Source organism: Dictyobacter formicarum (assembly GCF_016587435.1).
In genome coordinates this window covers 67,533-86,311 of record NZ_BNJJ01000007.1, presented here as the reverse complement: position 1 = coordinate 86,311, position 18,779 = coordinate 67,533, and the positions used below count along the sequence as shown (strand labels likewise).

The window sequence follows — 18,779 nt, the reverse complement described above, 5'->3', positions numbered from 1 at the left end:
TCATTTTTTTGCCCAAAGGGAAATGTGTCAAGAAGAGAGAATATGAATTGGATGCTGGGAGACAAAAAATCATACGAGATTACTTTCCGCTAATCAAGGATTGCGAAGTATATATATAAATGACATGGCCTGACGGAGAACTTCCTTTTTATAGCCTCGATTCCTCTCAGCTACCCGTCAGACCATGCCCAGGTTGGTTCGTATTCTATTGATTGGTCTCTGAATAAATTAGTAGCAATGGTGGTGGTGATGATGATGGTGATGATGGTGATGATGGCAATCATAATCGTAGCAGTCGTCATCATCATGGTCGCAGTCGTCGTAGTCATAGCCGCAGCCACCGGAAACGGCGCTTAACTCTTGCTCGTTGAGCTCAACTTCACGGGTCCGAACGTCGTCACGGTTGTTGGAGGAGCGGAAGAATTTCATGATTGTTTCCCTTTCTGTGTGTTCTCGTTTGTGTCTTTGCTGTTTCGCTGTTTGTTTGTTTCTCTTGCGTCGATCCTTCACTCTGTGGAGGTCTCGACCTCTTTCTCTTATGTGCTTAGTCTACCCTGAACAAAGATGAGCTGCCATGATACATATCACATATGTAAGGTGATCTATACCACAGGTTATGTAATGTGACTTTTTGCAAGCATATAAGCACTACAGTAATAATGGTGTTCGGACGAGAAGCAGGGGTATGAAGGAGGAGGGCAGGGATTTCTGCCATTTTTATGTGTTGGTGCAACCTGTGCGCTTTGCGCACAGGTTGCACCAACACATAAAAGATCTATTGAGCGCCGTAGGCGCGTAGCGTCAGGGGCCGAAGGCGCGACCCCCTATGACTTTCAGACATGCTCTAACATGTTTGCTGCCGCAGGCAGCGATAACCGCAAGGAGGTAAACATATATCCCCTGCGGGTGGAGATTATTCCCATGGTGCCTGCATTCGTTCACGCTGGATAGTAGAAACGATAGGTTCTCTCAGCCTGGGAGGCAGAGAAAGCACATATTTACCCAGTAATTCCATCACAATAGCATCGGCCGCGGTCCCATTGTTTGTGACCTGCACTGGTTTGAGCCCCACGTTTGACTCATGTATGGCATCCGCAAGCTGCATAACGGCTGCTTGCAAATGTTTATATTCATGATCAATCTGTGTCGCCTGTCGCAGACGTGGAGCCAATTTCTGCAACTCTTCCTCATTATGCTGCAGTCGTTGTAAACGGGATAGCAAGTTGTTCAATGAAACAGCGACTGGCCATAAAGGAGCCCCTTCTTGTAAGGAAACGCGTGCCGATAGACTACCATTACTCGCGGCAGAATGGACCATCATAATTTCCTGAATGCTTGCGTCAAGCGCCCTCTTTTCATCAGCGATGATATGCTCTTGCGCTGCAATGTCATGTTGCAGTTTGGCGATCTCTTCTGCACGATCCGCGCGTTGAATCGCACGGGTTGCGCTCACCACCCATAGATAGAGGACCACGGTCACAATGAGATGGATCTGAATGGGTCGTGAGACAATGATAAAATATCCCCCACCTTTCATGGCTTCTGCCAGCAATGGGGTACGAGGCCAATACGTCAACACAACGTACGAAAAAATGATATTCATCAGTGCATCTGGTATCACCCAGTTTACAGGAAGAAGCGATACGACAAATACTTCAGAGAAAACAAGCATATCAAATATCGCGATTGTGTCAGGAGCCAGTCCGCCTGGGCTGCGCAGAATACTAGAAAAAATACCTAGATTTACTGATAGCGAAATGATCAAACCAACAGCATTTACATACCCCTTTCGATTAAGGGGAGCGCAAACAACTATAAGTACTAGAATACCAAGGGCAACAAACAAGATCTGGTGATTAGGACCCAGAAAACCGATTGGACCAACCAGGAAGATAAGAATAAAGCAAAGAACAAGCAGGATAGTACTGGCCAGGCGCCCCCGTCGTACGAGTTCGCGCTGTTCGAAGCTCGCCCCCGAGCTGACTGCAGGTGGTGCAGTATAGCGATACCAGGGAGCGAGCAATTTATTGAATCCTCGCGGCTTTTCCTCCCCCGCCTGTATATATGCGGGCTCAGTAAATGAATAATTTGGACTCATCATATTGGATGTGACTCCTTTGAGAACGAAACACGTACATAACTCTCCTATGTTAACAGGAATTATACTTTTTAGGAAAGGTATATACAACGGTATAGTACGATTATAATATTTGATGTTATACTATCTGGGAGATTAGAAGGTTTCTTTGGAGATATACTAGTTTTCTTCTCCGTAAATAGAGTTACAATTTATTTGATGTGTTTATTTGCGAAGAGTGCTGTATAGAAAAGGGTGTATCTTCATTCTCGTTTGTTCCTGCGCGTAGAGTAGTCGATCTCATAATGTATTTTTTGGAGGCAGGGAAAAGTATGACGCCTAATGAAGGCAAGGCTACCGAGGCTCTTTCGAGCATCAGTACAACCTCGAAAGATGACGGATCACATCTCCACAATTCTGATACCATATCTAGTGCACTCAACCCGACATCCGATGTCGATGATGGAGCACCTGAAAGCGCTACAGCATCACAGGATGAGCCGGAGGCCCAGAGCACCCAGAATGTTCGGGATGCGCTGGTCGCCGAAGCTGTAAGCACTACCGATACCGCTGTAACATACACAAACCTGGGATGGATGTTTCGTGTTGTCTTTGCTCTGGCAAGCACTGTTGGTGGACTTTCCAGTATTGCGATTAAACAGCTTCTCCTACCACTGCAAGTCAGTATGCTGGCACCCACCACGACCAATACATCCTTTGCTGTGGTTGCCTCGATTGGCGCGTTTGCTGGCCTGATTGTTTCTCCTTTTACAGGTGCGCTCAGTGATCGTAGTGTGGCAAAATGGGGACCACGCCGCGTGTGGATCGTGTTTGGTCTTCTTGCTGGCGTTGCAGGTTTATCCATCATGGCCTTTGCCGCGAGCATTCCAGTTTTGCTCCTGGGTGAGATTATTGCCCAGATTGGCGTCGATACTGTGCTCTCGACGGTTGCGGCCATCATTCCTGATCAGGTTCCATCCCAAAAGCGAGCCTTTTTCAGTGCTTTGAATGGCATGGCTCCTATCGTGGGTGGTGTACTCGGGTTGCTTGCAGTCTCCCGACTCACCAACACGCATGTGCCAGCTCAAGGCTATACAGTTCTGATCATTCTTTCGGTTCTTTTTATTGCCTTGTTCCTGCTCGTATTTCGCGACCGGCCTCGTGTCCGCCAGGCAGGCGCACCTGCGTTTCAGCTGGGACCCTTTCTCGCCGGTTTTGTGCGGCCGCTCAAATCAGGCGACTTCGTCTATACACTTATTTCGCGCTGCCTGGTATTTTTAAGTTTCCAGATCCTCGGTGCATACACCCTTTTCTATTTGCGCGGTGTCTTGCATTTTACCGCTCCCCTGGCAGCCACCGGGGTCGCCAATTTCCAATTGATTTCGACCGCTAGCCTGCTGGTCGCATCACTTCTTGTGGGCAGTATTTCAGGGAAAGCTTCTGGGCGCATCAAACCATTTGTGATCTTTGGGGCGTTGCTCATGGCAGTCAGCCTTGTTATCATCGCGCTGGTACATGTGTGGACTGTGATGCTGTTTACCGCTGTGTTCTTTGGCTGTGGCTTTGGTATCTACCTTGCTGTTGACATGGCTCTGGCTATCCGTGTCCTGCCAACCACAACGGACAATGGCAAAGACCTGGCGATTATCAATACGGCAATTTTCTTGCCGCTCATTGTCAGCCCGATTATTGGAGCATTCATTCTCAATCTTTCCCACAACAACTTTTCGTTGTTGTTCCTGATTGCTGCGTTCTCCAGTGTGATTGCGGCGGGCTTAATCCTACCCATACAACGTGTTCGTTAAAATCATGATCTGATAATTCGGTATAGATTGCGTTTCCATTGCGCCATATGTTGTATGGTTGATGTACACGTAATCTGTACCGTTGGCAATTTGCCGAAGGAAAAGAGGCAATGAGATACACAAAAAATAAGGTGAGATAAGAGAGAAGACGAAAGTGGCTGAGTATTATCTAGATCTAGCGACAATGATGGGAGTTCTTCAATCACTAGGACAAACAGGACAAATTGAGGGTGACTTGCCAGCTGCCTCGATCAGGGGTAAGGAAAATCTGCCCGCGGGCCACCTGACCATAGGGGTGAAAGCTGGCCATATTTATGCATGGACCTTAGTAGGGGCGAATAGACAACAAATCCTGGCTGGTAACGAGCGTAATATTAATACACTGTTGCGCTTTTACGCCCAGCAAAGAATTAAATGGACATTTGTACAGCAACCACTTGAGCAGTCAACCTTATCAAATGCACCTGCTCCATATTCTCCTGCTTCTCCCTCATATCAATCGTCTGGGCAGTCTTATCCCGGGTCACGTGAAGGTATGTCCCCGTCTGGTCCTCGGGGTCGAGCGCAAATTCCCTATCGCAAGCAGAATCTAACCGCAGACACACTGGCGACAATGCCTCGCCAACATAGGATAGTCTATGCACTCGTCAACGGTGTCAATACAGTAGAACGTATCTACGAGCTTTTGCCTCATTTGTCGCGTGACGATATCGCGCAGATCCTGAAAGAACTGTACACTTCCAATATCATTAGCTTCTAAATGCTGGAGAGATATTCTCATGAAAATACTGATTATTGGCGGCGGTATTAGTGGCCTTGCGGTTGCGCTCGCTCTGCATCGTACTGGTCAACAAGTAACTGTCTTTGAGCGATCCCAGGCGATACAGGAGGTAGGTGCCGGATTGACAATCTGGCCCAATGCCATCCGCGTTCTCCAGGAACTCGGACTGACCAATGTCATTCCCGAAATTGGTATGCCGGCGCATTATCGCACGATTCGCACCTGGCGGGGAGCGTTACTCTCACAGATCGAGGTAGATGCTATTGCGGGTAGTCCTATGCGGCTGATGCATCGGGCAGATCTGCAGGGTGCGTTATTTAATGCCCTGCGCGATGCCTCTATACCAGTGGAGCTTGGGGCGCGTTGCACCGGTTTTTCACAAGATGAAAACGGCGTACATGCGCAGTTTGCCGATGGACGTACGGCTGATGGCGACCTGCTCGTTGGCGCGGATGGTATCCGCTCGGTTGTTCGGGGACAGCTCTTTGGGATTCCGAACATTCATTATACAGGCTATACGTCATGGCGTGGCATTGCCGAGGTGGACGCACGCTATATCCCATTGGGGATCTCAAGCGAGACATGGGGAGTGGGACGCAGGATCGGCCTCATTCCACTCAGAAATGGGCGCATGTATTGGTTTGCGGCATACACCACACCTGAAGGACAGGGCAAGGATCAGTCATCGGCGGAACGCAAGCAGGAGGTGCAGGAACTTTTCCGGGGATGGCATGATCCCATTGAGCCCATCCTGGAGGCAACAGATAGGTCCCGCATCCTTCGTAACGATGTCTATGATATCGCTCCACTTGCGCACTGGAGTCAGGGTCGAGTAGTCCTGGTTGGTGATGCGGCACACGCCATGTCTCCTAATATGGGACAGGGCGGCTGCCAGGCTATTGAGGATGCACCCGTTCTTGCGCAATGCATACAGGCCAGCGCCGATATTCCAACGGCCTTGCACGCCTATGAAGCACGACGCAAGCCGCGCACCTCGCGCGTAGCCAGGCAATCTCGACGCATCGGTCAACTTTCACAGGTCAACAATCCTCAGTTGTATCCTGTGCGCAATATCCTCGTCAAAGCGTTATATACCCGGGCACTTTCTAAAGAACTAAAATGGCTCTTGCAAAGCACCATATAACGGCAAGATGATGTGCGATGGGCCGTGCTCAGTTGTGGTTCACTGCACATCATCATATCGAAATTTTTTTGTATGAAGCGTCTTTATGCGCAGACAAGCGCTCATCTTACTTTTGTTTTGTTGCCTGAAATGTTTTAAGTGCATACTTTTTTGCGTCGTCGATCAATTCCTGACGTGTGTCATCGTTCAGAAACCCTGTCAACGGAAGCATATTGGCATAGCGGCTCAACTGGACAGCCAGCAAGGCCCACCCTTGAATAACAGCGACGTTTCGCCGCATACCTTCCTCAATCGAAATCCCGAAAACAGCAGGCTTATAAAAAAGGAAGCCTTCAGATGATTTTCCTGACCGATAAAAACGAGTACCATACAAATTGTTGCCACCATACCAGTCAGTGCCTAGCTCTTTGATGTTGCTCCAGGGAGTGTACACCTTATAACCAAGGCCATACAGCACCACGCCCTGTGAAGAGGTTACCAGATGCACGCGCCGAAAGCCAAGGAAGACCAGTATACCGAGCAGTGCTATGATGCCTGCCCCAACAAGCAGCACTGCGCGCGTCGCTGTATCGAGATGAGGTGTGCTCAAAGCCGATATAAGGAGCATCACTCCCATGCCAAGACCGAGTACCGGAATAAGCAGGCTCATCATCTGCGATGTGCTGGTCGGCTTATAAACTTTTTGTGGGGCCACTGTTGAAGATTGCGTCTGCGCCATTTTGTTGCTCCTTATTCGCATATGAGACTGAATGAAGAAAACCATGCTTTACTGTTTTGCTCTTGTTCTAGTTTAGTGGTTTTTTCCTGAGAATAAGATAGCAACTTCGTATCATTCGCGTATCAAATATCACAAATTTGTTCTACAGGGATTATTGATGTAACGAGATAAAACGATATAAGGAGCCGATCGTGTGGAAAATTGGGCCGTGTGAGTTCGCTGTCGATGCGTCCCTTGTGAGCGCTTACTTGTCCACGCCGCTCGAAAATGCATAAAAAAAGCAATTTGGAGTAGATTTATGCGATGAATAATATCATTATTGTCGCTTTTTCATGCAGGGAGGCCCGCAAGGGGCAATACATCTCATGTGTCCGGCTTTTCGCCTCGAAGATCGCATCCGGTAGGGAACATTACGTGCGAGGAGGGTGAAATCGGACGCAAGGTCCGAACCTATGGATCTCGTGAATCACATGGTGTCGAACGAGACATGGGCCATCGAAACGCTTCACGAAAAAGGATGACCATAGGTTCGGACCTTGCGTCCGATTTTCCCACCGACATATGAAAACGGGGGCGATTCAAGGTCACGTTTCACATCATGAACCATCAGCATAACACCCTCTCGATCGCTTTGTTTCCCGCTTCTGTGAAAAGTATTGCCCCTTGCGGACGCACCTACGAACACGCTTGCTCAAAGGGCGTATCAGCGGTGGGCCATGCTCGTTTGGGGCAGATCTTATCTTCCCCAGCCGGCTTCCTTCGCCCGCAGAATGGCCTGTGTACGATCAGCAACCTGGAGCTTGCTGATAATGTTGGAAACATAATTGCGCACGGATTTCGGGCTGATAACCAGGCGTTCAGCAATTTCCATATTTTTGAGGCCCTGGGCTAGAAGCGCGAGGATCTCGCGCTCGCGGCTGCTGAGTTCGGGAAAGACTGTAGTGGGGCGACTCGGCTGTAGGGCCGCAAAATAGTTAACCAGTTTGGCGGCAATCGCCGGGCTAAAAATAGCATCACCGCTGCTGACAGCGCGAATAGCGCGCACCATGTCTTCATGCCTGGCTCCTTTGAGTAGGTAGCCGCGCGCACCTGCTCGCATGGCCGCGAATACCAGCGAATCATCCTCGAACATCGTCACCATAAGCACGCGAATATGCGGACTGTTGTTCATGATCTGGCGCGTGGCCTCCACCCCGCTCATGTCCGGCATTTGCACGTCCATCAGAACCACATCTGGCTGCGTCTCAATGGTCATGCGCACAGCCTCTTTGCCGTTAGCGGCCTCTCCCACGCATTCCATATCCAGCTGTGCGTCCAGCAAAGCATGCACCCCATCGCGAAAGAATTGGTGATCATCAGCTATGAGTACTGTAACAGGCTCCATGTCGCATTCCTCCTTTACTCCCGTGCGTCGACTTCTACCACAGCAGGCAGCGGCAGACACGCCGTGACCTGAGTTCCTCCTGACCTGATTTTCTTGATTGACAATGTGCCACCAAGTTCCTCGGCTCGCTCACGCATTGAGGTCAGGCCAAGCCCTCTGATGCGCTCGACTTCTTCAATGCCTTTGCCATCATCACATATCTCGATCTGTAGCGTTTCCTGCGCCAGAAAATGCACACAGCATGTTTGAGCATGGGCGTGGCGGATCACATTCGTCATGGCCTCTTGTACAATACGATAGGCTGCGACCTCCACTGCCGCTGGAAGAGCTGGCAGCGCTTCGGGAGCCTCTACCGTGATCTTGAGCGCGACACTGTCTGCGTACTCTTCCGCACCGAGCAGATCTACATATTCACGCACTGCATCGATGAGGCCCAGTTCATCTAGCTTCGGGGGGCGCAGGTTGTAAACGAGGCGACGAATATCATCAATTACCGACTCGATCTCCGTTTCTATCTGCTTCAGTAATTTATCGGTTACCTTCGCATCACGTTGATAGAGGGTACGCACCAGACCAACCTTAAGCATGATGGCACTCAACATCGGTCCCAATCCATCGTGCAGATCACGCCGCAATCGACGCCGCTCCTCTTCCCGTGCCGTGATCAAATGTTCGCGTGAGCGCTTTAAATCCTGAGTGAGAGCCTGTAATTCGCTAGTTAAGCGTATTGTGTGGACGGCACTGCCGATCTGGTGCGTCAAATCATCTAATAGGCGCAGGTCGGCGGGTGTAAGCGTCTCATCGCGCCTACGTGGCGCGATTATCAATGTCCCCACCACTTCCCCTTGATGAATCAATGGCAGTTGCGGCATCTCTTTGACGAGAGGGGGACCGGAAGAGGCAGCTAGCACAAACGCTGCACCTTCTTTGACTTCAATGGCTGCATATGAAAGCTTGAGTGCTTCCCTGACTGTCTCCACAATCGTAGCTAGCACAGCATCAGGATCGAGCGTTGCCTTTAAGCGCTGACCAAGACCAGCCAGGACCACATATGGTTCGTCTCTCAATCCGTACAGCAGCCGGTTGATGCTACGCTGCAGGAGGTTACGCAGGGGCTGGAAAAGTACAGCTACGATGCCCGTGGCTATGAGCGAGATTCCCAGGTTTCCATTTGTGCGCAGCAACGCCCCCAGGTAGCCAACCACGAGGACATACATGCCGATCACAAACGCGGTCAGCAGCCCATAGACCAGTGTGCGATTGATGATGAGGTCGATGTCCCACAACCGATAGCGCAGAACGGCGAAGCCAATGGTGATAGGAAGCACAAGTAACAGGAGTGGATAAGCAATTTGCAGCAGGGAATATGGGCTATCAGGCCGATTGACCTCTGGGAACAAGACGCCGAAAAGGAGGCCAAAGAGCACAAAACCTGCTGCTACAATGATGATACCAAAGGCTACCCACTTCGTCTGCTGACGTTCGATAGCATTGGACGCCTTTCGGTAGCGATAGATTTGCGCAATGATAATACCGCCATAGACGCTAAGTGCAATCAGGCCATTGAACCATTCCGGTAAACTATTTACGTTGAATGGTGAGGAGGGAGGCGCAACAAATGCGATTGCCTGGAAGACGGTAAGTGGCACAAGCAATCCAATCCAGCGCGGTATCAGTCGTCCATTGGGAAAGAGTAGAAAGAATAAACCAAGGGCGATTTGCCCAGGCAGACTTATGAGCATGATTGGAAACGTGAGCGCGGGGTAAACGAGTGGCAGCACCAGGGTGGATGTGCCCATATTAAACATCACGAGCAAAAAGGCGGTCAGCAGGGCCATCCTATCGTCGGATTTGCGTAGGAAGATGAGCAGGCCCATACCACTCCATATCATGAAAATGATCGCCCAGAAAATGGTAACAAAAGCAGCATACCCGTACTCGGAGAAACCAAGCATGCTCATCGCTTTCATCCCTTTGGCAGTCAAAGCAAAGGGGATGTTACATGTAGTGCTGTCAACACATGGTTGTTGTAGTCGCACAAAGTAGATCGGGAGCGCTGCGATAAAGAGGCTTACGCTGGGAAGCACCAGCGCCAACCAGATAATGCGGATAATTGTGATGCTAATGCTCTGTTGCTGCGCCTTCGCTCGACTCATGGAGCTTTCCCTTTCGATGAAAAGCTTCCTTTTCTTATTCGAAGCTGCGTTCTACGTAAAGAACCTTTAGTCTATGTTTATACTCTTCTATTCTAGCTGAAAAAGGGGCTACCTGTATAGATAGGTAGCCCCGGTTGCTTCAGGCATGGGCTTCTTTTTTTATGTTTCCTAACATGAACTGTGTGCCTTCCTGGCGCTCTGGCTGAAGCAGAGCATAGCCAAAACCAGCAATCGCTATACTTGCGATGATGGCAACAAGATTGGATAGGGCTTGAGGGATGAACGGGACGAAACTGACAATGCCTATGACCAGTGTCGCAATCAACAACCAGGCAGTCCAGCGCGGGAAAACCCTGGCGCGTAGCGTGGCAATGGCCAGCAAGAGAATGCCCAGCACTTCGCTGACCATGCTCAAGATATTGAATGGAATCCATGTTGAGGGGGGAGTCAGTACTACTGCAGGCCCTACAAGATGGGAGGTAAGTAGTGGAATAAAAGTTATATTCGTGAATGGAATGATCACTCCCTGGAATAGCGTGACATACCAGAGGAACAGGAAGCCAAGCAAGCCTATAATGCCTGCTTGCTGCCTTTGACGGAGATAAATCCCCGGTAAGCCAAGTAGCGTGAGCACCGCCCCGATAAATCCAATGATACTGCCAATAAAGACCAGTGGGCTGGTAAGTGATGCCAGATCATTGCCAGGGACGAAAGCTTCAGAGAGGTAGTAGGCAATCGAGAGCAGGCTGCCAACGAGCAGAGCTACTCCACTCAGGCGGTACGAAGTAGTTGACGACATGAGACAGTCCCTCCTTTAAAAGGCTCGTCGAGAATAACATGTACGCAAGATCGGGGGAATGACGTTTACCCCCATTGCTTATTCTCAACTGTACCAGCTCACGTGTCCCACCGTCTTCTGAGCATGTCCTTAAAAGTGTCCTGAAGCATTTGGGACATTTTTTAGGACATACTCCTTGTTCCGACACACCAACACTGAAATGACTCCTGAGCTGATGGTTCGTGATGTGAAACGTGACCTTGAATCACCCCCGTTTTCATATGGCGGTGGGAAAATCGGACGCGAGGTCCGAACCTATGGACATCCCTTTTCTTGATGCGTTTCGATGGCCCATGTCTCGTTCGGCCCAATGTGATAATGGAACCGCGAATCCACCAACGCACACGAAACCCATAGGTTCGGACCTTGCGTCCGATTTATACCTCCTCGCACGTCACGTTCCCTACCGAATGCGATCTTCGAGGCGAAAAGCCAGATACATGAAATGTATTGTCCGCCTACGGGTACACCTCAGAGGGGCGCATCAGCATGAAAAATCTCGCGCAGTGCCCTGGCCGCTAGTTTTGGCTCGCCATGGAAGTCAAACAGCGACGTATTCGCGGTACAGGGAAAGGCATCATGCCCCATCCATATGAGCAATCCGCCACAGCGTGGGAAACGACTTTTACAAGCACGAGCCACGATCGAGAGCGCCTCGGCCTGGCGTTGCTGGCTCCACTGGACATATTCATCCAGGTCATAGGGTTCGCGGTCATGCTCTTCAAGGAAACGTGGCCACTCAATCCACCATCCAGTGCGCCGCCAGAGTGCATTATCCCAGTTTGCGGGCATTACTTCCTCTTTACCTGCGTACGTCATAATCATGCCAGTTGAACTGGCTCCCGGGGCTCCAACCTCTGAACGGAGCAGTGCGTCGTCCTTTTGCCAGTAGCGAGTCCACTCTTGCAACAGATCGCCACTAGCGGTCCAGGGACCATGAATATCCCAGTGCAGGCCTTGCCCCATCTCATCCTCTCTGGCGTCAAACCGTGGGCCGCTCGGAGACGAGGGCAGAAAGCGCCTTCCAGGATCTGATGTCGCGACGATCTGTTGTAATGTGGCCATCAGGGCCGAAGTTGTCGTGCTAATGGGACGCCCGCTACCAGGATATTCCTGTATTTCGTTGCCGCCAGACCAGAGTAACAATGATACGTGATGCCGGCGACGTTCAATATAGGATCGAGCAATTGTACTCAATATTTGTACGCTGGCCGGGTCCTCTGGCGGACGATTCTCAACTCCAGAGGATGAGAGCGGTAATTCCTGCCAGACGAGCAGTCCAAGCTCATCACAGAGATCATAGAAGCACGTCTTTTCCAGGTATGCTCCCCCCCAGACGCGCAAGAGATTACACCCCATGTCACAATATCGTTCAAGCCGTAGTTGATATTCATCAACTGCAACATCAGCGAAATTTGTGCGGATAGGGGTCCAGTTGACTCCCTGTAGGAAGATGGGATTGCCGTTGACAACACAAATCCATGGATCAGCCTCTTGCGGCGCACCCTCACAGGCTTGCCAGGTTACCGCTTTAAAGCCAATACGCCTGGTCGTCTGCGCCTGCAAATCACCATCTGCATCACGAAGTTCAACTTTCATCTCATAGAGAGGTTGTTTGCCAGATCCGTTGGGCCACCAGTACTCGACATTCAGATCGGACCACGTAATTCCGGTAGCAAATTCGCGCAGACTATAACGCCCCTGCCGCACAAGTGCGTTGTCAGCCTCCTTGCCCTCCTCTAGCAGTTGAGTAAGGAATATCTCTATATGAGCTTCTTCGCTCCCCCGGGCCTCCCCCTGTATCTGGAGCAATCCTTCTCCGCTGAGCTTTTCGAATGCATGCGCACTGTTTACCTGAGTCTGGCATTGAAAAGAAATAATCTCATAATCATCGACCACTTCAAGCAGTAAGTCGTCCCAGACGGCGATCTGGACCATTCTGGATGTCCAATCCCAGGTATAGTTGAAACGCGGCTCCCAGCTGGTCATTTGCGAAGTATAACCAAATTGGCCCAGCCAACGTGCAGGGCAGTCAAAGACAATGTGCAGGGTGACATCATCTCCGGCAGCCGCGCAAGCAGTAATGTGCTCGCTCAGATCAAATATATGTGGAACAAAGGCATTGGAGAAAGTTGCGACTTCCTGTCCATTAACGATAACCCAACCAGCATGGTCCAATCCAAGAGCACGTAAGCGCACGTGTTTACCAGTCAGCCATTGAGATGGAATGTGTGTCGTAAAGACCCAATGTCGATTTTCCATCCACTCGCATTCGCGTGCCTGGAGGCCAACGTTCCAATCTGGAATTATGCTGGCCTCTAACAATGCCTTCTGGACTGATCCTGGCACACTGGCTCTGATAGGAGGAATCTGCGCATCATGCCCGGTGGCAATATCTCCCGAACGCGGCAAACGCCATTCAAAGGGACTCCAACCGGTGAGGGTCCAGGGCAGTTGCTGTAAATTGTAGGTACGCATGTTTAGAAAAAGTTCCTTTCACGTAGTCGTATAGTTTGCGAGTGGGTATTCACGATCTGATAAAGCATTTTTGTGATGACGTGTAATCCCTCACTTAACTCTTAAATGCACCGCCAAGAGCCCCTTCAATGAAGTACCGTTGCAACGAGAAGTAGAGCAAAATGAGCGGGAACGCAACGATTAAGGTCGCTGCGGAGAGTTCAGCCCATTCATTCCCATATTGCCCATAAAAGGCAAACAATCCCAGTGTAATCGGGTGGAGCTGTTCATCGGCGAGGTAGATAGTGGGGCCAATGATGTCATTCCAAACTGCAATCGCATGGAGTAAGAATGTTGTCACCAGTACAGGCATGACCAGCGGTGTGATAACTGACCAGAGGTAACGATAGTAGCCACAACCATCAACCGCGGCTGCCTCATCAAGCTCTTTGGGTATAGAGCGTAAGTAGCCAATGATAAGAAATGGGCCCAGCCCGACGGCTCCTGATTGCAACAAGATGTAGCCAATCTGAGTGTCATACAAACCCATGTTCACAATTAATTGGAACTGGGGAATCAATGCCGAAGGCAAAAAGAGTGAAATGACGAAGAGCACATACCAGAAATTGCTATATTTAATGTATGCACGAGCAATGGGAAAGGCCAGGAACAATGAGAGCACCGTTGAGATGATACTCGATACGATCGTATAGAGCAAACTATTATAGAGACCGGTGCCGAAGTCTCCTTTTTGCCACGCATCGACAAAATTCTGCCAGTGAAACGTTTTCGTGATGCCAATCGGGTCCTGAATAAAGCCAATTGGTGTTTTTAATGAGATATTGACCAGGTAGAGAATTGGGAACAGATAAAGAACAACTGTCAGCAGAACCAGGACGTAGCTTATTATCACGCTGGGGCGAAATTTGGAAGGCCCTCGCGATGGACGATGTTGGGTAGATAGGGGTGATTGCGCCATTTCATTTGGTGTCGCGACCAGGGCCGGTGCCTGAGCAGCCTCATCAAATTTTTTCATATTTGCACCTCTTTCCGTCGTAAGTATACCAACGCTGCGAGTGCGACAATTGCCACCAGGATGAACTGCAACATTGCCAGCGCCGAAGCATATCCTTGCCGCATGGATCCACTAAAGCCAATCACGAAAATCTGATAGCTCAGAACGGACGTATTAAAGTTTCCATGTGTCAAAACATACATAATCTGGTAGGTTTGTAACGAACCGATAATCCCTAACAGCATATTTACAGTGACACTGGAAGCCAGCAGAGGATAGGTTATGTGACGAAAATTCTGCCAGGATGTCGCTCCATCAACAGTGGCTGCTTCATGCAGTTCTAATGGAATTGCTTGTAGTCCCGCCAGGAAAATCACCATCGAATAACCCATAGCGGACCAGATTTGTACACCAATTACCAGAGGGAAGGCAACACTATTAGAACCGAAGAAGGCTGAACTCTGTCCAAAATGGGCCAGGAGCGCAGCAACCGGCCCGTTTGCAGGATCAAAAATTAATGACCAGATCAAGCCAATGACGGTAACACCCAGAATAACCGGCATGAAAATAATGGACCGATAAAAATTACGGCCACGAAGTTTCATGTTGAGCAGAATGGCCAGACCAAGAGAAATAGCATTCTGGATAAAAGTCACCGACAGACAGAAGATGATCGTTCGCTGGAGTGCATCAATGTTGTCACGTAGAGCACCCGATGTGAAGTATTCTATATAATTTTGAAAGCCAATAAAGTGCCAGGAACCGTTCGCTACGCCAGAAATGTCGGTAAATGACAAAAACACTGTGGCGATAGAAGGTGCCAGGGCGAACAGTACGAAAAGCACAAGACCAGGTATCATCCCAGGATAGGGGACCCACCAGGCACGTTTTCCGCCAAATGGATTGTATGCAGTCACTTCTTTCAAGGTAATAACTCCATCCTGTAGTTTCGCAAGAAGGGCCAGATAACCTGACCATCTGGCCCTACCTATAACTCATCATTCACAGATGTGTGTCCCGGGGTCTGGGGAACGCAGGCGTCCCCACCCTCTTTTTCAGTGTTGGTGCAACAGGTGCGCATCCGCGCACCTGTTGCACCAACACTGAAATGACTCCTGCGGTGCTCAAAAGAGGTTTTTTATATTGGTGTAAAAAGAGATTGGGGACGCCTGCGCCCTTACAGGTATAGGTTTTTTGGATTCGCGCCGGAAAAGCGGGGATGCAAGGGGCGGCGAGCCCCTTGACTGGGGGATTGGGGGCTGTGCCCCCAACTCCTCCTCCCTCTCCGTGCCGCCCGCAGGGCGGCATCAGGGGTCTCAGGGGCTACGCCCCTGAAAAACCTACACCTGTAAGGCGTCAGCGCCCCCAGGCTGGCGCATAACGTGATGCCCAGGATCCTGGGCATCAAGACACTCTGTGAGATCTATCTCACCTATTGCTTAGCCGCATCCCAGTCTTTTTGCTCTTGTTGAGCCAGTGCAACCGGATCGTGGAATGATCCAAGTGGTGACAGGTACATGGTGGCGAAGGTCGCGTATTTACCAGCCTGCGCTTTTGGATGCATCACCTGATCGTTGGCCAGGCGAAATTTATCTGTTGTCCATTGAGAAATTGACTGCAAGAAAGGAGTTGTTGTGACGTTTGGTTGCGTCGGGATAAAGCCAACCGCATTAATGAATTTGCTGTAATTTGCCGGGTCAGAATAAAATGCTAACCACTTCATAGCAGCATCCTTATGGGATGAGCTGGAGGCAATTCCCCAGGAGAGGTCGTATTTACCACCCAGGAAATCGTTATCACTGGCGTTATCACTGCCTGGAAGAGGGAAGTAACCGAACTGGAAATTAGGATCAGCTTGCTGGATAGATGGCGCTTGCCATGTTCCATCAGGTAGCATCGCGGCTTTGCCTGCAGCGAAACGTGCAGTGATTGTTGAATAGTCGATACCCCCAAAGCCTTTCTCAGTATAGCCCCAAAGAACTTGTGCTCGTTTCAGCACTTCAACCTCTTTGGGATCTGTATATTTGATCTTACCAGTCCAGAGTCCTTGATCCAGTGTTTGTAGATTCGAATTAAGCGACATTGTCAATGCCGATGTTGGTAGACCGGCAGGCCAGCTATCCTTCTGACCAATCGTGAATGGTGTAACTCCATGGGACTGAAGGGTCTGGCAAAGGCTTACCAACTGATTCCAGGTCGTGGGAATCTGCAAATGATATTTTTGAAAAACGTCTTTACTGTAGAAAATGCCGGTATAGGCAACGGCTCCGGAGGGAACGCCCCATACTTTGCCCTTATAGGTGTCGGCATTCTGAAGCGCGCTCTGGTAAAAGTTTTTCAGGAATGGTTGCCCTGTAAGATCAACGTAATCACCTGCATCGATTTGCTGTTGCCAGGATGGTTTTTCAGCTGTGGAAGGCATGTAACTGGCTGGTGCACCAACCAGCGCCATGGGCTCTTCAACAATATCTACATCTTTGGCGCTCAGTCGCGTTGTTTGCAGGGTAGAAAAATCATTACTGTTAGCGGTTGTCACACTGACCGTAATATCGGGATATTTCTGATGGAAGGCATTATCAAGATCCTTGATAGCCTGGACTGCTGGTGCATTTGTATGCATGATAAGTTTGAGGGTTGTCTGACCGGATGAACCTGTTTGTCCTGGCTGTTTACCGCAGGCTGCCAGACCCGGCAGGATAAAAAGAAAACACAAAAAACTAGCGAGGAGAAGCTTAGAATGGCTCATGCGTTGAAGGGACATAAAATCCTCCATTGTGTAAATAATGCCAACAACTGCGTTGGAATAACAGCGCAATGTCTCAAGCTGAGTCCGTCAAATGTATTGTGACTTGCACATTCCCACTCCTGTGCAACAAAATAATAAGATACAGGTTAGAGATGCAGCTCTCGTTATTTTGTATTCCCTCCTTTCTTCGCAAAAATTCTCTGATCCAAAAGCTATATAAAATGGCTATTAACCTGCTCGCGTGTGTAGGGTAGTACCGAATCGCGTTTGATCAATTCAGTGCGAACGGTAATGGTGATTGTTTCAGCTTGAGGATCTTTCATGCGTGCTAGCAAGGCACGGATTGCCGCAGCCCCCATAGCCTCTTTATTTACGCGTACCGTGGTTAATGCCGGAGTTAAATGTTCTGCCATAAGGTCATCGTAGCCAACGATGGAAATATCTTCGGGTGCACGTTTGCCAGCATAAAAAATAGCCTTCATTGCCCCCATTGCAACGGGATCGTTTGCACAAAAGATAGCGCTGAAGGATACCTGTCGATCGAATAAGCGTTTGCAGGCCTCGTAACCTCCTTCTGGCGTAAGGTTACTTTCCTCCAGGAGCGTATCATCAAGCGGAAGACCTGCGTGATAAAGGGCATTGCGATAGCCAGCAGCGCGCCTCTCGATGGTATAGACCTTGTTGCGAAGTCGTTGTCCGGGAACAAGCGGGCCCCCGATGAACGCGATACGTTGATGACCTTGTTCGATCAAATACGTAACAGCTTGTTGAGCTCCTTCAAAATTATTGGAGAGTACAGCATCAATAGATTGATCAGAAAGGCAATTATCAACCAGTACCATGGGGATATGAGCAGTCTGAAGGGTATGAATGATATCAGGTTCAATTGGACCGACCAGGAGAATACCATCCAGGTGCATTTCATAGAGTTTACTTTGTAATGTGTTTGGTGTTCCGCAGAATGGTTGAATATTGCGGTATGTCACACGAGATCCAGAGGCACTAGCCTCGCTTTCGGCTCCATGTAAAATATGAGCCCAGAAAGGATGAAGTGACGCTTCTGGATTAATGGATGTGTGGAGAAACCCAATTTCTTTAAGTTTGCCATCTCCATTACGCGAAGGAAGATGCGGTGCATTTGTCTTGGAATATCCCAATTCTGCCGCAGCCTTAAGCACACGTTGCTTCAGGTCTTCACTTACATTTTCATAACGATTAAGCACGCGTGAAACGGTGCCTATCGACACCCCGGCACTTTGCGCCACATCTTTTATTGTTACAGAATGCGCCACTCGCTGGTCCATCTGCATTGACTCCACTACACTGTGAAAAACAACTACACTTATTAAAATATAGAGTATTTCATGAAATATGTCAATAATTTTCCAGATTTTTCATTAAGTCAATTTTTATTGAAAAAACTTAAAAAGGAAGATTTCTTTTTAGAACATAGTTACCTGTTCTATTGTTTTTCCCACGAAGTTCTGTGGTTATACTTACCAGGTGTGAGACATAATACGTTATGAAATTTACGCCTGATATCATGAAATTGGTTGACTTTTTCATGACCTGACCACAAACGCTAAAGCAGAGAATGAGGGACATTTCTCTATCGTCCTGGTTGCCTGACGGCGAGAATTTCGATAATAATATATAGA

Annotated in this window: 14 protein-coding genes; 3 read left to right on the top strand and 11 right to left on the bottom strand. The window is 49.3% G+C overall.

Going from position 1 to position 18,779, the window contains the following annotated elements; all coding sequences use genetic code 11:
- Positions 1 to 170: 170 nt before the first annotated feature.
- Entirely contained in the window at positions 171 to 329 is a 159-nt protein-coding gene (locus JMI88_RS13575; RefSeq protein ID WP_201362403.1) for a hypothetical protein, read from the bottom strand.
- Between the two features lie 584 nt (positions 330 to 913).
- Positions 914 to 2,101: a hypothetical protein gene (locus tag JMI88_RS13570; protein WP_201362402.1), complete on the bottom strand. Its 1,188-nt coding sequence runs from the start codon at positions 2,099 to 2,101 to the stop codon at positions 914 to 916.
- A gap of 308 nt (positions 2,102 to 2,409) precedes the next feature.
- Between JMI88_RS13570 and JMI88_RS13565 the strand changes: the two genes are divergently transcribed.
- The 3 genes from JMI88_RS13565 to JMI88_RS13555 all read left to right on the top strand — a co-directional run bounded on the left by JMI88_RS13565 (position 2,410) and on the right by JMI88_RS13555 (position 5,807).
- Positions 2,410 to 3,882 (top strand): MFS transporter, encoded by a 1,473-nt coding sequence (locus tag JMI88_RS13565; protein ID WP_201362401.1) that lies wholly within the window; start codon positions 2,410 to 2,412, stop codon positions 3,880 to 3,882.
- 154 nt (positions 3,883 to 4,036) lie between these two features.
- The gene (locus tag JMI88_RS13560; RefSeq protein ID WP_201362400.1) at positions 4,037 to 4,642 is read left to right on the top strand and encodes a hypothetical protein; all 606 of its coding nucleotides are present in this window, start codon (positions 4,037 to 4,039) and stop codon (positions 4,640 to 4,642) included.
- A gap of 19 nt (positions 4,643 to 4,661) precedes the next feature.
- The gene (locus JMI88_RS13555) at positions 4,662 to 5,807 is read left to right on the top strand and encodes an FAD-dependent oxidoreductase (protein ID WP_201362399.1); all 1,146 of its coding nucleotides are present in this window, start codon (positions 4,662 to 4,664) and stop codon (positions 5,805 to 5,807) included.
- 106 nt (positions 5,808 to 5,913) lie between these two features.
- On the opposite strand, the gene JMI88_RS13550 is transcribed toward JMI88_RS13555, so the two are convergent.
- From JMI88_RS13550 to JMI88_RS13510, 9 genes are all read right to left on the bottom strand, one after another.
- Positions 5,914 to 6,525 (bottom strand): hypothetical protein, encoded by a 612-nt coding sequence (locus tag JMI88_RS13550; RefSeq protein WP_201362398.1) that lies wholly within the window; start codon positions 6,523 to 6,525, stop codon positions 5,914 to 5,916.
- Positions 6,526 to 7,261: 736 nt separating this feature from the next.
- A complete protein-coding gene (locus JMI88_RS13545; protein WP_201362397.1) occupies positions 7,262 to 7,909 on the bottom strand; it encodes a response regulator transcription factor in 648 nt (215 codons plus the stop codon).
- Positions 7,910 to 7,923: 14 nt separating this feature from the next.
- Positions 7,924 to 10,065, bottom strand: a complete 2,142-nt coding sequence (locus JMI88_RS13540) for a GAF domain-containing sensor histidine kinase (protein WP_201362396.1) — start codon at positions 10,063 to 10,065, stop codon at positions 7,924 to 7,926.
- Between the two features lie 139 nt (positions 10,066 to 10,204).
- Complete coding sequence (locus tag JMI88_RS13535) at positions 10,205 to 10,864, bottom strand: hypothetical protein (protein ID WP_201362395.1); 660 nt, start codon at positions 10,862 to 10,864, stop codon at positions 10,205 to 10,207.
- 510 nt (positions 10,865 to 11,374) lie between these two features.
- Complete coding sequence (locus JMI88_RS13530; protein ID WP_201362394.1) at positions 11,375 to 13,381, bottom strand: glycosyl hydrolase 2 galactose-binding domain-containing protein; 2,007 nt, start codon at positions 13,379 to 13,381, stop codon at positions 11,375 to 11,377.
- Positions 13,382 to 13,475: 94 nt separating this feature from the next.
- On the bottom strand, positions 13,476 to 14,396 hold the full coding sequence (locus JMI88_RS13525; protein ID WP_201362393.1) for a carbohydrate ABC transporter permease: 921 nt from the start codon (positions 14,394 to 14,396) through the stop codon (positions 13,476 to 13,478).
- The gene (locus JMI88_RS13520; protein WP_236022922.1) at positions 14,393 to 15,292 is read right to left on the bottom strand and encodes a carbohydrate ABC transporter permease; all 900 of its coding nucleotides are present in this window, start codon (positions 15,290 to 15,292) and stop codon (positions 14,393 to 14,395) included. Before JMI88_RS13520 ends, JMI88_RS13525 begins: the two co-directional genes overlap by 4 nt.
- Before the next feature lie 515 nt (positions 15,293 to 15,807).
- A complete protein-coding gene (locus JMI88_RS13515) occupies positions 15,808 to 17,136 on the bottom strand; it encodes an ABC transporter substrate-binding protein (RefSeq protein ID WP_201362391.1) in 1,329 nt (442 codons plus the stop codon).
- 197 nt (positions 17,137 to 17,333) lie between these two features.
- On the bottom strand, positions 17,334 to 18,425 hold the full coding sequence (locus JMI88_RS13510; RefSeq protein ID WP_201362390.1) for a LacI family DNA-binding transcriptional regulator: 1,092 nt from the start codon (positions 18,423 to 18,425) through the stop codon (positions 17,334 to 17,336).
- Positions 18,426 to 18,779: the final 354 nt, after the last annotated feature.

Coding starts and splice junctions, on each gene's coding strand:
- JMI88_RS13575 (WP_201362403.1), bottom strand. CDS start 329: ATGACTACGACGACTGCGACCATGATGATGACGACTGCTACGATTATG.
- JMI88_RS13570 (WP_201362402.1), bottom strand. CDS start 2,101: ATGATGAGTCCAAATTATTCATTTACTGAGCCCGCATATATACAGGCG.
- JMI88_RS13565 (WP_201362401.1), top strand. CDS start 2,410: ATGACGCCTAATGAAGGCAAGGCTACCGAGGCTCTTTCGAGCATCAGT.
- JMI88_RS13555 (WP_201362399.1), top strand. CDS start 4,662: ATGAAAATACTGATTATTGGCGGCGGTATTAGTGGCCTTGCGGTTGCG.
- JMI88_RS13550 (WP_201362398.1), bottom strand. CDS start 6,525: ATGGCGCAGACGCAATCTTCAACAGTGGCCCCACAAAAAGTTTATAAG.
- JMI88_RS13545 (WP_201362397.1), bottom strand. CDS start 7,909: ATGGAGCCTGTTACAGTACTCATAGCTGATGATCACCAATTCTTTCGC.
- JMI88_RS13540 (WP_201362396.1), bottom strand. CDS start 10,065: ATGAGTCGAGCGAAGGCGCAGCAACAGAGCATTAGCATCACAATTATC.
- JMI88_RS13535 (WP_201362395.1), bottom strand. CDS start 10,864: ATGTCGTCAACTACTTCGTACCGCCTGAGTGGAGTAGCTCTGCTCGTT.
- JMI88_RS13530 (WP_201362394.1), bottom strand. CDS start 13,381: ATGCGTACCTACAATTTACAGCAACTGCCCTGGACCCTCACCGGTTGG.
- JMI88_RS13525 (WP_201362393.1), bottom strand. CDS start 14,396: ATGAAAAAATTTGATGAGGCTGCTCAGGCACCGGCCCTGGTCGCGACA.
- JMI88_RS13515 (WP_201362391.1), bottom strand. CDS start 17,136: ATGTCCCTTCAACGCATGAGCCATTCTAAGCTTCTCCTCGCTAGTTTT.
- JMI88_RS13510 (WP_201362390.1), bottom strand. CDS start 18,425: ATGGACCAGCGAGTGGCGCATTCTGTAACAATAAAAGATGTGGCGCAA.